12 protein-coding genes are annotated in these 13,470 nt (G+C 68.9%); 2 read left to right on the forward strand and 10 right to left on the reverse strand.

Annotated features, from left to right (window positions below):
• Positions 1-2: 2 nt before the first annotated feature.
• The gene (locus ABZ193_RS14270; protein ID WP_039791657.1) at positions 3-1,979 is read right to left on the reverse strand and encodes an MMPL family transporter; all 1,977 of its coding nucleotides are present in this window, start codon (positions 1,977-1,979) and stop codon (positions 3-5) included.
• A gap of 176 nt (positions 1,980-2,155) precedes the next feature.
• Here ABZ193_RS14270 and ABZ193_RS14275 point away from each other — a divergent pair, with 176 nt between their 5' ends.
• On the forward strand, positions 2,156-3,334 hold the full coding sequence (locus tag ABZ193_RS14275) for a PucR family transcriptional regulator (RefSeq protein WP_020419364.1): 1,179 nt from the start codon (positions 2,156-2,158) through the stop codon (positions 3,332-3,334).
• 24 nt (positions 3,335-3,358) lie between these two features.
• Here the strand turns inward: ABZ193_RS14275 and ABZ193_RS14280 are convergent, their stop codons facing one another.
• From ABZ193_RS14280 to ABZ193_RS14290, 3 genes are read right to left on the reverse strand one after another with little or no spacing between them, the layout of a single operon-like run.
• Positions 3,359-4,231, reverse strand: a complete 873-nt coding sequence (locus ABZ193_RS14280; protein ID WP_020419365.1) for a hypothetical protein — start codon at positions 4,229-4,231, stop codon at positions 3,359-3,361.
• Position 4,232: 1 nt separating this feature from the next.
• Positions 4,233-5,354: an AAA domain-containing protein gene (locus ABZ193_RS14285; RefSeq protein ID WP_354710127.1), complete on the reverse strand. Its 1,122-nt coding sequence runs from the start codon at positions 5,352-5,354 to the stop codon at positions 4,233-4,235.
• Positions 5,275-8,256, reverse strand: a complete 2,982-nt coding sequence (locus ABZ193_RS14290; RefSeq protein WP_354710128.1) for an AAA domain-containing protein — start codon at positions 8,254-8,256, stop codon at positions 5,275-5,277. Before ABZ193_RS14290 ends, ABZ193_RS14285 begins: the two co-directional genes overlap by 80 nt.
• 354 nt (positions 8,257-8,610) lie before the next feature.
• On the opposite strand from ABZ193_RS14290, the gene ABZ193_RS14295 reads away from it, so the two are divergent.
• Positions 8,611-8,985: a hypothetical protein gene (locus tag ABZ193_RS14295; RefSeq protein WP_354710129.1), complete on the forward strand. Its 375-nt coding sequence runs from the start codon at positions 8,611-8,613 to the stop codon at positions 8,983-8,985.
• Here the strand turns inward: ABZ193_RS14295 and ABZ193_RS14300 are convergent, their stop codons facing one another.
• Genes ABZ193_RS14300 through ABZ193_RS14325 form a run of 6 tightly spaced genes read right to left on the reverse strand, consistent with a single transcriptional unit; the run spans position 8,986 to position 13,463 of the window.
• Positions 8,986-9,894, reverse strand: a complete 909-nt coding sequence (locus tag ABZ193_RS14300; protein WP_354710131.1) for a methyltransferase domain-containing protein — start codon at positions 9,892-9,894, stop codon at positions 8,986-8,988.
• On the reverse strand, positions 9,891-10,277 hold the full coding sequence (locus tag ABZ193_RS14305) for a VOC family protein (RefSeq protein WP_020419369.1): 387 nt from the start codon (positions 10,275-10,277) through the stop codon (positions 9,891-9,893). Before ABZ193_RS14305 ends, ABZ193_RS14300 begins: the two co-directional genes overlap by 4 nt.
• 13 nt (positions 10,278-10,290) lie before the next feature.
• Positions 10,291-10,710, reverse strand: coding sequence for a heme-binding protein (locus ABZ193_RS14310; RefSeq protein WP_354710133.1), 420 nt, complete (start codon positions 10,708-10,710; stop codon positions 10,291-10,293).
• A gap of 10 nt (positions 10,711-10,720) precedes the next feature.
• Entirely contained in the window at positions 10,721-11,032 is a 312-nt protein-coding gene (locus tag ABZ193_RS14315) for a glycerol dehydratase reactivase beta/small subunit family protein (protein WP_354710135.1), read from the reverse strand.
• Positions 11,032-12,867: a diol dehydratase reactivase subunit alpha gene (locus ABZ193_RS14320; RefSeq protein WP_354710136.1), complete on the reverse strand. Its 1,836-nt coding sequence runs from the start codon at positions 12,865-12,867 to the stop codon at positions 11,032-11,034. The genes ABZ193_RS14315 and ABZ193_RS14320 overlap by 1 nt, the downstream gene beginning before the upstream one ends.
• Positions 12,868-12,872: 5 nt before the next feature.
• On the reverse strand, positions 12,873-13,463 hold the full coding sequence (locus tag ABZ193_RS14325; protein WP_020419373.1) for a propanediol/glycerol family dehydratase medium subunit: 591 nt from the start codon (positions 13,461-13,463) through the stop codon (positions 12,873-12,875).
• Between the last annotated feature and the right edge of the window lie 7 nt (positions 13,464-13,470).

Raw genomic sequence — 13,470 nt, forward strand, 5'->3', positions numbered from 1 at the left:
GTTCAATGGATCCACCCGGCTTTGTCACGTGCGTCAGGGATCGGCGCGGCCGGATGCTCACGACGACGCGATGGCCACCAGTTCGCCGCGCCGAGCCGGACCATGACCGCGGGCACGAGCAGGCAACGGATCACGACCGCGTCCAGCAGCACCGCGACCGTGAGCCCGACTCCCGCCTCGCGCACGACCCGGCTGTCCACGAACGCGAACGCCGCGAACACCAGCGCCATGATCAACGCGGCCGCGGTGATGGTGCGCCCGGTCGAGACGAGCCCGTCGACGATCGCGGTGCGCGTGTGCCCGGTGCGGCGCCACTCCTCCTGGATGCGGGAGATCAGGAAGACCTCGTAGTCCATCGACAGCCCGAACAGGCCCGCGAACAGGAACACCGGCAGGTACGGCTCGATCGGGCCACCGAACACCGCCACCACGACGCCGATCGTCGCGCCCGCGGTGAGCAGGTTCATCACCGCCGCGGTCAGCGGGATCAGCACGCTGCGGAACACCAGTGCCAGCAGCAGCACCGAGATCGCCACGACGGCGGCGAGGAAGAGCGGCAACCTGCTGGTCACCGCGGCCGAGAAGTCGGTCTGCACGGCGACCGCGCCACCGACGTGCCAGCCGGGACCGGCGACCTCCCGCAGCCACCCCACGAGTTCCGCGGTTGCCGGGTCGTCCGGGCCGGTGCGGGGCGTGACCGTGAGGACCGGTCCCGGCGAGACGTCCGCTCTGGTGGCGACGATCTCGCGGAGGGCTTCGGCGGCCACCGGATCGGGCCGCTCGGCGACGAGGACCAGCTGGCCGTTCGCGCCGGGGCCGAAACCCTCGGCGAGCAGCTCGTCGGCGACCTTCGTCGGGCTGCCGGGCGGATCGTGGCCTGCGCCGGGCATGCCCAGCCGCAGTCCCAGCGCCGGCGCCGCCAGCACCGCGATGACCAGCACCGCGGCGATCGCGTAGGGCGCAGGCCGACGGGTGACCGAGCGTGCCAGCCCGGCCCAGCCGCGGCCGGGCGCGGAATGCCGGGGCAGCTTCCGCATGCCGGTGAACCGCAGCAGCGCCGGGAGCAGCGTGAGCGCCGCGAGCATGGTGAGGCCGACCGACACCGCGGACGTGATGGCGATGCCGTCCAGGAACGCCATGCCGACGGTGAACATCCCGGCCAGCGACACGCACACCGTGACCCCGGCGAAGACCACGCTGCGGCCCGAGGTGTCGGCCGCGCGTTCCAGCGCCGCTCTCGGCGGCAGGCCTTCGCGCAGCCCCTGCCGGTAGCGGGTGAGCACGAACAACGCGTAGTCCACGCCCACGCCGAGGCCGAGCAGCGCGGCGATCTCGGTGCTGATCTTCGGCACGGTCAGCACGTGTGACAGCAGCACGACCACGGCCAGCGCGGACCCGACCGACACCGCCGCGGTGACCACCGGCAGCACCACGCAGGTGAGCGAGCCGAACGTGATCAGCAGGACGATCGCGGCCGCGAGCAGGCCGATGCCGGCGTTGCCGAGGTTGGGCGCGCCGACCGTCATCGCGGCGAGCTGTCCCGAGACGCCGACGGTCAGGTCGTCCGTTCGTACGGTTTCGATGAGTTCGCGGGCCAGTTCGGCTCCGAGTCGGTCGGCGGGGGCGTCGAAGCTGACGAGGATCACCGCGGTGCGCCGGTCGGCCGACACCAGTTCCGGTGCGGCGTAGGGGGACACCACCTGGACGACGCGGTCCAAATCGGACAGCTCGCGGAGCAGCGGTTCGATCTGGTCCCTGGCCGTGTCGATCGTCCCCGGGGTGGTGACGACCACGCGTTCGATGTCGCCCTTGGGCAACAGCTCGGCGGCGCGGGTGCTGTCCGCGGCAGGCAACGCGACCGTGTCCCGGTACGCGGCGCCGGCGTGTTGCGCGGCGAGCACGAGACCGGCGAGGGCGAGCAACCACAGCGCGATCACCCAGGGCGCGTGCCGGAAGCACCGTGACGCGAGTCCTGCCATCCACCTCCTCCCAACCTGGCCGGAGCGCCAAGCTAACAACGGCGTCCGCGCGGGAACAGGGGTGACGAGGTTTTTCGCTTGCCGGTGACACATTTTCCGCGGCGGGTGCGTTCAGGCGTGACAGTGTCGGCGGGCGAGCGTTGCGTGGTGTGAGCGGATGTGCGTTGATTCGGGACATGGCGACCGGTCAGGCACGGCGACTGTGGCTCTCGCTGCCCGCGGAGCTCGCCCGGCGGTTCCGCCCGCACGCGGACCGGCTGGCGACGAGGATCCTCGACGAGATCCAGCACGCGGTGCCCGAGTACGCCCAGCCACTGGAGGGGCAGTTCGGCGAGGTGATCGTGCGGGCCATCGAACAGGCGGTGGTGAGCTGCCTGGACAGCATCGAGGACACGCGGTCCACACCGGACCGCTGGGGCAAGTTGTTCCACGAGGTCGGCAAACGCGTCTACCACGACGGCGGGAGCCTGAACTCGTTGCAGGCGGCGTACCGCGCTGGCGGCCAGGCGGCCTGGCGGTACGTGTCGAACTTCGGCCAGTCGATGCGGTTGCCGGTGCCGATGCTGTGCGTGAGCGCGGAAGCGATCTTCGCTTACGTGGACGAGATTTCGTCGTACTCCGTGGAGGGTTACACGCTGGCACAGGCACGCGCGACGGGCACACTGGAACGGCGGCGGCGCCGGCTGCTGGAGCTGATCCTTGCGACGCCACCGTCATCGCCCGCGGCGGTGGCGTCGATGGCGGAGGCAGCGCAGTGGACGTTGCCCGAGTGGGTCACCGTGGTCGCACTGGAGCCGCTGACGGAGGAGCAGTTCGCCCCCACCCTCGGCGACGACGTGTTGCTGGACCTGGAAGGCGCCGAGCCGTGCCTGATCACGCCGGACCCGTCCCGGGACCTGCCGGAGATGCCCCACTGGCGGGCAGCCGTGGGCCCCCGCGTACGGCTCTCGGACGCCGCAACGTCCCTCCACTGGGCGCGACGCACGCTGGAGTTGATGAGAGGTGGCGTGATCCCGGCCGCGCAGGTGGTGCATGCGGCGGACCACCTGACGACGCTGTGGTTGCTGCAGGAACGCTTCCTGCTGGACGAGTTGTCGGCCCGGGTGCTGGCCCCGTTCGCGTCCCTGACGGCGAAGCAGCAGCTACGACTGGCCGAGACGCTCCTGGCGTGGCTCAAGTGCAACGGAGCCACCCTGGAGATCGCCCGGTTGCTGGACATCCACCCGCAAACGGTGCGGTACCGGGTGGCGCAGCTGACGGAGCTGTTCGGAGCCCGCCTGGGCGACCCGCAGGAGCGGCTGAAGATGCAGATCACGCTGGAAGCGCACCACTTGCTCGGCACGAAGCCGGAGTAGCCGGGCGATGTCGCTGCACGCGGCTCACACCGGAGGCAGACTGTGCTCCAGGTCGTTGAGCAGCGCCTGGACGGGACCCCAGCAGAGCATGACCGTATCTCCGTCGAACCGCGGCTGCTCGGCCAGCTCCTTGCGCGGGTGGATGAAGTTTCTGAAGTCACGCACGGTGTGCGCGAATGTCGTGGCGTCGAGCTGCACCCAGTCCTTGACGAACGCGGTGTCGATCAGCAGTTCCATGGACGCGAAGTCCGCAGAAACGCGCTTTCCCGAGCGCTTTTCCGCAGGGATCCGCTGACGTACGTCCGGAAAACCGTTCGTCCGCAGGTCATCGTCACGCTCGAGGAGGACCGAGAGCAGCAACCCCTCGATGAACGTTCCGATGCCGATCGTCGCCATCCGGTAGGCGCCGTTCGAGAAGCAGATCCGGGTCTCCTCGACCCTGCCCATCAGCACCTCCACAGTCGCCGGGTCACTGATCAGCTTCTCCAGCCTGCCGCGAAGATCCGGTGGTTCGGCGAAGGTCGGTGCAGATCCGTCCGAGCCCGCCTGCCCGACGACCGGCCGACCGCCAACCAGCGTGACGACAAGGCCTTCCGGTTCGAGTCTCGCGTTGACAACCTCACGGAACTCATTCGCGCTGACCTCACCATCGTCATACTCGACGGGGTCACAAAGCCGGCACAGGAGACGTTCGATCTCGGCCAGGTTCTCGCGCCGCTTCTCCAGTTGTTCCCGGAGCCACGGCACTCGCGGCGAGCCATCGTAATCAGGCACGTCCTCCCACTGCGCGTTCCGCAGCAGCTCCTCGAGTTCATAACCCTTGCGTTCATAAGGACCGCCGATATCGACGATGATCTTCGCCAGACGATCGAGCGTCCGCGGGTCCAACGGAACCATCTCAGTTCTCCTCCTGGTCAGCCAGCCTCTGTGCGACATCGATCGCGGCAGTGAGTCGTTCAACGATCCGCGGGCCGCGGCGCTGGAAACCCAGCTCGGTCATCGCCTGGGTCAACCGCTCGTCACGGCTGAGATGCAAGCGATCGGTCATCAGCCACCGGCACACGTCGATGAGCTGACGTTCCGTGTACTGCTGGATCGACAGCCCCGGAATGACGCGGGGCCGTGGACCCCGCGTGACCGAAACCTCCTCGGCGAGCTGGATGTCGTCGTCCGGGACGGGCGCCTCCTCCACCGGCGCGTCGGCTTCATCCATCGCTTGCTGCCAGGCCGCGATGATTCGCTCAGTCTCTTTGGCGGGATCGGCGAACCAAGCCGACGACCACAACCTGTGGAAGCGCCAGCCGAGTTTTTCCAGGTGCGCCTGCCGCAGACGGTCCCGGTCCCGAGCTGACGGAGCGCGATGGTATCGATCACCGTCGGCTTCGACAGCAAGCACCATACGTCCGGGATGGTCGCGATGCCCCAGCGCGAAATCGATCCAGTAATCCGAGAATCCCCATTGCGGATAGACCGGCACGCCACGTTCGATCAAGGCGTCGTGGATGGAGCGCTCAAAGCCGTTCAGCGGCCGATTGCCCAGCGAACCCACCTGTTCAATCCGCCCGAGCCGCTCAGCGAAGTCCAGATAGCGGCGCAGAAGTTCGGTTCCCGTGACGTCGGGCGAAGGGTCGAGGTCGGCGGACGAGAATGAGGCGACCACGGTCATCCGGTTCTTCGCCCGCGTAACAGCTACGTTCACCCGGCGCTCGCTGCCCTTCCGGTTCAGCAAACCGAAGCTCGTCCGGTTGATCCGCCCCGAAGCGCTGCGCGCCACGCCCAGGCTGAGGATGATCGCGTCGCGCTCGTCGCCCTGAACGCTCTCCAGGTTCTTGACAAAGAACCGGCGGGTGAGTTCCACCTCTTCTGAGAAGAACTCCTCCAGCTCAGGGTTCTCACGACGAGCTTGCGCCAGCCGGCGTTCGATTCGGGCCTGGTGCTTTTCACCAGGTGTGATCACACCGAGGCTTTCGTGAGGCCGCGTCCGCGCGTGGTTCATGATCAGCTCGACGACCCGGTCCATCGGCAGGCGCAGAGCCGTCCTGACCTGGCGATGCCTCGCCGTTCACCAATTCCAGTGTGACGGGATTGTCCTTCGCCGGGCCAGGGAAGGTCACCAGCGCATCCCGGTAGATCTCGCGGTTGGAGAAGGAAATCAAGCGCTCGTCAGCACTCCGGTAGTGCCACCTCAGCATCTGGGTCGTCGGGATGACGGATCGCAACGCGGTCAGGATAGATTCGTAGTCACCGAGGTCGTCCTCGTCATCATCCCCGTCCTCGCTGGCGAGGATCCGCTCGAAGTAGGTGGATGGCGGCAACTGCTTCTCGTCACCGGCGACCACCAACTGCTCACCGCGCATGATGGCGGTGATCGCGTCGTGCGGCTGGATTTGGCTCGCCTCGTCGAACACGACCAGGTCGAAGAGCCGCTCGGCCGGAAGCATCCGGCTCACGACCAGCGGCGACATCGCCCAGCACGGCCGGAGAGACAGCAGCACATCCGACGCCTGCTGGACGAGTTTGCGGGTGGGCATGTGCCGGCTCTTCCGGCTCGCCTGTTGCCGTAGCACGCGTGCCTGCTCCGGATACGCGTCACCGGCCTGCCTCGCCATGCGCGCGACCTGCCGCCGCACCCGACGAGCGGCCTGCGCCCGGTGACGTGTGTCCGCCACGCGGAAATCATCGGCGGCTCGGTCCTGACGATCGGGGACGAACTGCCCGAGCTCCCTTGACTGGATCTTGAACTCGTCATCCAGAGACTTCAGCCAAGCACGTCGGAAGGTCTGCCACGCCTGCTCGGCGGTCATGTTCCGCTGGGCGATCTGAGCCAACAGGTCATCGAGCGCCAGTTGCCGGAAGAATTGCAGGTGCGCGTTCAACGCCGGCATCCGGAACAGCATCTGGCCGTCGCCGCGTAGCTCATCGAGCTTGTGCTCGACTTCGTGCGCCGGACCGGGAGTCAGATCAGGGCGTCGAGCGGAAGCCGCGACCGCTGCCAGCTGTGTCCGCAGAGTTTGATAATCGCGCATGACTTCGTCGAGTCCGACCACCTGCGCGGGCACAGTGTGCTGTCCGCCCAGACGATGCCAGCGGCCGCGCTGCTCGAGGACCTGGGTGACCGCGCTGTGCAACGCCGGGCGCTTCACCAGCCCGTGGCGGGACATCGACCTGAGTTGCTTCACCAGCGCGCGACGTTGCTTCCAGGACAGGGTCAGGTGCGGCGCGTACCGATCGCGGACTTTCCGATCACCGGTAGCACAGTGGAACGCATCGAGGTGTGCCCCGAAGATTTCCGGCCCGAAGGCCTCGACGCTCTTCGAGACGTCGTCGAGCAGCCGGAGGACGTGCTCCCAGCTCTCGATGTCCTGGGGAGCGGCCAGCCCTGTTTGCCGAAGCAGGCGGTGCATCCCGTCCTGGCCGCGCCGCAACGTCCCGTCGGCGAGTTGATCGAGCTCGACCAGGATCTTGCGCACATCGTCCTCGGTTCGGACGTCCGCGTTTGCCCAGGGGGTGTCTCCGCGCAGGATCCGCAAACCATCGAGTTCGACGAAGTCCTTCAACCTTCGTTCGACTTCGCGCACCGTGGCCGCGTTCAGCGCCTGCAGGCGGGCGCCGCGGAACACACCAGGCACGCCGTTGTCCGGTGTGTCCAGCAATTCGGAGCGGACCTCGTATGCGCTGATGTTCCACGGGTCCCGGCGCAGGTGCAGCTCACGGGAGTGGTCGAGGAGACGCTGCCGGGACGCCACGAGGCGTTCATGCAGCTCCTCGGTGTCGACGGGCGGTTCTTTGGCGACGCGGTCGAGGCTCTGCGCGAGTTGCTGCGCGATCTCCCGTTTCGAAGCGTTCTGCTGGTGCAGGTCGAAGACGAGACCATCCAGCCCGACGTCGGCGAGCCTGTTGAGCACCGCTTCGATGGCGGCCCGCTTCTCCGCTACGAACAGCACCTTCTTCCCTGTCGCCGCCGCACCGGCGATGATGTTCGCGATGGTCTGGCTCTTGCCAGTGCCAGGCGGACCTTCCACCAGGAGGTGCTGCCCGCCCAGTGCGGTCATGATCGCGCGGTGCTGTGACGAATCGGCGTCCTGGACGAGGTACTCGTCAGCGGGATCGAGCTCGTCGACGCCCGGCGTGTGGAACTCTCCGGCGTCGGCGATCAGCGCTTGCTTCGCCGGCTCGAACCCGGCAAGTGCGGCGACGAGGTCATGCGAGGTCAGCAGTTCGGTGGCGTTCGCGAGATCTTCGACCATCGGAAGTTTGACGTAGTTGAAGGTACCGACGACCACCGCGCGTTCGAACGTGAACTCAATGCCGTGAGCAGCGGCAGCATCGGCTAATCGCGCGTGCAGCCTCTCAGCGAGCTCCACGCCGGTGGTCCCGTCAGCAGCCGACTCGAGGACGTCCTCGAGTCCTTCGACCTCCAGGCCGTAGTGCTCATCCAGCGCGTGGATCAGGACGGGGTTCAGTTCGGCCTCATCGGTCAAGGCAAGCGTGAAATCACTGTCGGCCGCGGTCCTTGAAGTCAACACGAGTGGCCGGAGGAGCAAGGGAGCTCGAAGCGCCGGAACACTGCCCTGCCCGTTCCGACGAGCCGAGGCCCGCACCAGCCCGAAGGCAACCCGCCCGACATCGATGCCCTGTTCCTCATCGAAGATGCGTATCTTGCGGCTCAGGTTCCGCGCTCGTTGACAAGCATCCCGATGCAGTTCCTCATCGGGCACGAGCGCACGCAGCCTCACCTTGGCGCCGGATTCGAGCGCGGCGAGCGCCTCGGCATCGGCCTGACTCAAATCGAGGGTCGCGGTTTTCGTGTCTCGGAAGTAGAGCAACGTATTGCGGTGACTTAGGTCGATCAGCCTCTTCCGCCACTCGCCGACCTTGTTTGCGACAACGGTCAGTCGGCGGGTATCCACCTGCGCGGTCATTCCGCTGCATCTCCCTCGCGAAGACGGGCTTACGGCCTGGGTAGCACTTGGCTCCAGGGCCCGCCGTCCCCCGACGAGCCCTACAGAATGCCAGAGGATCTGCGCGCGGGGAAGCCCCTTTGCCCCCTACTCGCCAGCGTCCACAAGCGGCCACGGTGTTACCGCGAGTGGAGATCGCGCCATCGGCTCCCGGTGTCACTGATCGGCGTTGGAATCACCTGAATGGACGCGACGTTGTGGCCGTTCAGCCCACAGCATGAGATACCGCAGGTCTTCAAATTGCGATGGTCTCTCGCTTAACGGCGGCCGCGGTGGTTGCGATTCACAGGTGTGAAAGCGCGCGTCGCCGGGTTGGTGGCAGCTGTGGTCCTCGCCGCGAGTGCCTGCGGCGAGAAGCCTGCCGCGCCGCCGGCCACGTCCGCACCGCCGTCGACGTCCATGTCCGCGCCGTCCACCACTTCGCCGCGGGTGGCGACCCCGCCGCCCTCGCCGACCCCGGTGGCACCACCGCCGAATTCGTCCACCCACACGACGACCAGGCGCTCACCGCGTGCGGACAGCGGACCCGGCTGCGGCCAGCGGGCTGTCAACGCGGGCCGGTTCAACCCGAAGTGCCCCGAGTACCAGGGCTACCTCGACCCCGGCGGTCCAGGCCGCGGCAAGACCTCGGGCGACCTGCAGCGCGAGTACGCCTGCGAGCAGGGCTACCTCCCGAAGAGCGAGTGCTGACTACTCCTCCAGCCGCGCCAAGTCCTCGCGCAGCAAGTCCCGCTGCCACGGCGTCAGGCGGCGCAGCTGCAGGTCCAGGATCGCCCGCGCCTGTAGCTCGCTGACGCCGAGCACCTCCTGCACCGCCGCCTGCGGGTCCGTCGCCTCCCACAGCGCGTCGACCAAGTCGTGGCGCTGGTCGTAGACCGCCAGCAGCCCGCGCAGCACCGTGGCGCGGTCCTCCCGCGCACGCCTCCCCCGGGCCCGGAAGAGCGCCGTCCGCAGGCCGGACTTCCCGAACAGCTCCGAATCCTCCGGCTGCTCCGCCATGTCCCGCTGCTCGACGACGTCCAGCTCGGCGAAGATCTCGCGCAGGTCCGCCGCCGAATACGCCAGCCCACCGCCCGTGCTGCCCTGCTCGTACACCTCCGAGTCAGACAACTCGGCACCGCCGTCGCCGAAGCTGACCAGGCCGAAGTACCCGCCAGGCGCCAGCGACCGCCGCAGCATGTCCACGTAGCTCAACCGCCGGTGCGGCGGCAGGTGGTGGAAGCACCCGGAGTCGTAGACCAGGTCGTACGCACCGGGGAGGGTCACCTCGAAGATGCTCCCGCAGTGGAACCGCACACCGGGCTCCCCAGCCGCCCATTCGATCGCGGTTGGCGATATGTCGACCGCGTCCACGTCGAAGCCCTGCGCGGCCAGGTACCGGGCATTGCGCCCCGCTCCGCAGCCCACGTCCAGCGCGCGCCCCGGCTCGATCAGGCCGCCCTCGATCCAGGCCACCAGGTTCTCGTCCGGCTTGTCCGCGCCGAACGGCACATCCCGGTCCGCGTGGAAACCGTCCCACCCGCCGCCGCGGACGCCCGGCGCCACCATTCCGTCCAGCAGCCGCAGCACGTCCTCCAGCGAGCGGATCTCCCGGCTCACCGGTACGTGCCGAAGGTCCAGAGGTTGCCCTCCGGATCCTCGATCGTGCAGATCAGCGACTCGGCCCCGGAACCGAACCGGGCGTGCTGCGGCGGCTCCAGGACCGAAGCACCCGCCGCCCGCGCCCGCTCGTACACGCCCGCCACGTCGTCCGTCACGACGTACACCGCGTTGCTGCCCGCGCGCATCCGCCCGTGCACGCTCTCCACGTGCTTCGTCCCGCCGAACACCAGCCGCCCGCCGCCGGGCCAGCTCACCTCGGCGTGCACCACGTCACCGTCGTCGTCCCGGGCGGCGACCTCCTCCGTGAACCCCAGGACGTCGACGAGGAACCGCAGCGCCGCCGACGTGTCGTCGTAGTGCAGGATCGGCCATACCGTCATGCCCCGGACTCTGTCAGCGGCGCCCCCGCTTCGGCAAGGCCGCCACGCCCGCTTCGGCCACCTCGGTGTCCTGCTCGACCGAACCCGCGCTGACCCCGATGGCCCCGACCACCTCCCGGCCGCGCACCAGCGGGATCCCGCCGCCGAAGATGACCAGCCCGCCGTTGGTCACCTCGATCCCGTACAGCGGCGCACCGGGCGCCGCCGCCTCGCCCAGCTGCGCCGTCGTCATCTTGACCAGTGCGGCCGTGCGTGCCTTGCGGATCGCGATGTCGATGCTGCCGAGGATCGCGCCGTCCTGCCGGGCGAACGCGATCAGGTGCCCGCCGTCGTCGACGACGGCCACGTTCATCGGCTGCCCGATCTCCTCGGCCTTCGCCAGCGCGGCTTCGAGAACCGGCTGGGCATCGGCCAGTGCGAGACGTGGTGCCACGTTTTCTCCTTCACTTGAGCGGAATTCCGACGACCATGCGGGCCGCGTTGTGTCCGAGCACCCGCGCGCGGGACAGCGGCCCGGTCAGCGCGGGCGAACCGGCCGGGCGTTTGGCGTGGTGGACGCACACCTCGTCCGCGACGCCGATCCCCACATCCAAAGAGGACAGCCGAGCAGCGGCATAACCGAGATCAACAGCGTCCCCTTCGGACACCTCCTCGACCACCAGCGGCACGCCCTCCTCCTCCATCCCGGCACGGATCTCCCGCAGCGCGGGCGAAGTCACGTCCAGGCACCGCACCACCACCGCCGGCCCCTGCATCAGCCCGCCGTTTCCAGCGACACGTCCAGGGCGTGGCTCGCGACCAGCCCGGTCGCCACCGCATTGCGCGGCCCCTCGCTGCCGCGCACGTTGCCCGTACCGCACACGATCCCCATCCCGGCCACCGCTTCCGCGATCATGTCCGGGATCTCGAAGTCCAATGCGGACCCGCCGAGCACCACGACGAACCCGATCTGCCGCAGGTTCCCGCCCGGCGCGACCTGCTCCAGCGCGCGCAACGCGTTGACCACGAACACCTTGTGCTTCGCCGAGCGCCGCACCTGGCGGATCTTCTCCAGGTTGTGCCGCGTCGGCACCGGCCGCATCCCAGCGTCGGACAACACGACCACCCGCGCGAACGCCTCCGCGGGCAGCGGTTCGTCGAAGAACCGCGCGGTGCCGTCCTCCATCCGCACGTGGAAGAAGCTCTCGGCTTTGGCCAGCGGGTACTTCTTGATGTCCTCGGCCAGCTCACGGTTGTCCAGGCCGAGCTCGGAGTCGATCAGCTTCGTCACCAGGTCGCCTGCCCCGGCCAGGTGCACCGAGCGCACCACCCCGTCCCCGGCCACCGCGGCGTCGGTGGACCCGCCGCCGAGGTCGAGGATCGCGACGGGCCGCCCGGTGCCCGGCGTGGTCAGCGCGCCGAGCACCGCCATGTCGGCCTCGACCCCGCCGATCAGCACCTCGACACCCAGCGCCTCACGCAACTTCTCGGCGAGCAGCCGCATCGGGCCGCGGCTGGTGCGCACCATCGCGGCCAGCGCGACGGCGTTCTCCAGCGCGAACTCCCCGGCCAGCGCGCCGGTCACCTCCTGCGGCACGAACGTGTCGACGGCCAGCACGTCCTGGATCCGCACCGCGCCGACCGCGGTGCCGGTCAGCTCGGACATCGTGTCGCGGACCCGCGCGAGCATGCCGCCCACGTGCGTGCCCGCCTCGCCGGTGGCGTCGGTCAGCGGCCGGACCCGCCGCAACGTCGCCATGATCTCCGCGGCGCCCGCGTCGATCTCCACGGACCGCTTGACCTGCTCACCGATCAACGTCAGGCTCCCGGCCGGGATGCGCCGGCCGGTCACGTCCCCGCTGGGCGTGCGCACGACGACCGCGGACCGGTTGCCGACCAGCGCCCGCGCGACCGGCGCGATCATCCGCGTCTGCTCGGCGTCGAGGTCGAAGACGGTCGCGATGCCGTAGGAGTTCGACAGGGTCCGGATCGTCCGCCCCGGCTCGGCCACCTCGACCGCGGCAGGCATGCCGAGCGGCACCTTCTCCACCAGCGTGACCTCGTCGACCACCGGGATCGGCGCGGACAACCGGTTCGCGATCAACGTCGCGTCGTCTGCGTGCACGATCGCGCCGGTGACCTCGACGCCACGCGCGACGGCCTTGTTGATGCCCGCCGCCGCGTCCTCGAAGTCCACTCCGGACCCGACCACGCAGATCACCTTCGAGCCCGGTGCGCAGTCCGGCAGCGATCCGAACGCGACGGTCTCGCCGACGCCGAGTCCCGCACCGCCGGGCGTGTCCGGGTTGTGCCCGATCATCGTCGACTCGGTCACGATCGTCTCGGTGATCGTCTCCATCGCCAGCCCGCTGATCACCGGCGTGGCCTCGTTGACCAGCACCGCGCTCAGCTCACGCACCGGCCGCCCGGCGGACGACAGGACTCGCCGCACGACCTCGACGACCCCGGGCACGTTGTCGGTCGTGCCCTTCACCCCGGACGTCGGCGTCAGCGCGCCGGACAGGTACGTCACGCGCCCGCCCGGCCCGATCTCGGCGACGCAAGCCTCCGTGGTCGAGTTCCCGATGTCGACGCCAACCACGAGCGCCATGGCGATCAGCCCGCGTCGGCCAGCTGGATCCGCACGTCCAGCTCGACGGGTCCGGCGCCGGGCACCACGAACTCGGTCTCCTTGATGTGCAGCAGCGCCGCCTTCGCCTGCCAGCGCGGGCGGGCCATGAAGTCGTTGCGCGCGGGCACCGGCTCCGGTGACTCGCCCTTCGCGTAGCGGGCGGCGTTGCGGCCGACCTTGCGGAAGGTCTCCAGGTCCATCAGTGGCGCCTGCGGAAACAGCTCCAAGTTGGACAGTCGCACCAGGTCCTTTTGGTGGATCATGGTGGTCCCGCGGGACAGCACGCCGACCGCGATGCCCGATCCGGACAGCTTCGCCGCCGCGTGCGCGATCACCGCGAGGTCCGAGCCGCCGCGGAACCGGATGACCCGCGCGTGCACCCCCTGCTCCTCGATGCCGGCGAGCAGCTCGCGCAGCACCTCGGCGTGCGGGATGTCCACGATGGTCTTGGTGAAGAAGTCGCCGAACGCGGGCGACAACCCGATCACCACCTCGTCGCTGCGCGTGCCCGGCCCGGCCGGCCCGCGCTCGTCGAGGGTGAGCGTGCGCCGGCTGCCCACACTGGTGTCCGTCATGGCACTC

The organism is Amycolatopsis sp. NPDC006125 (assembly GCF_040614195.1).
In the GTDB taxonomy this organism is placed as follows: domain Bacteria; phylum Actinomycetota; class Actinomycetes; order Mycobacteriales; family Pseudonocardiaceae; genus Amycolatopsis_E; species Amycolatopsis_E tucumanensis.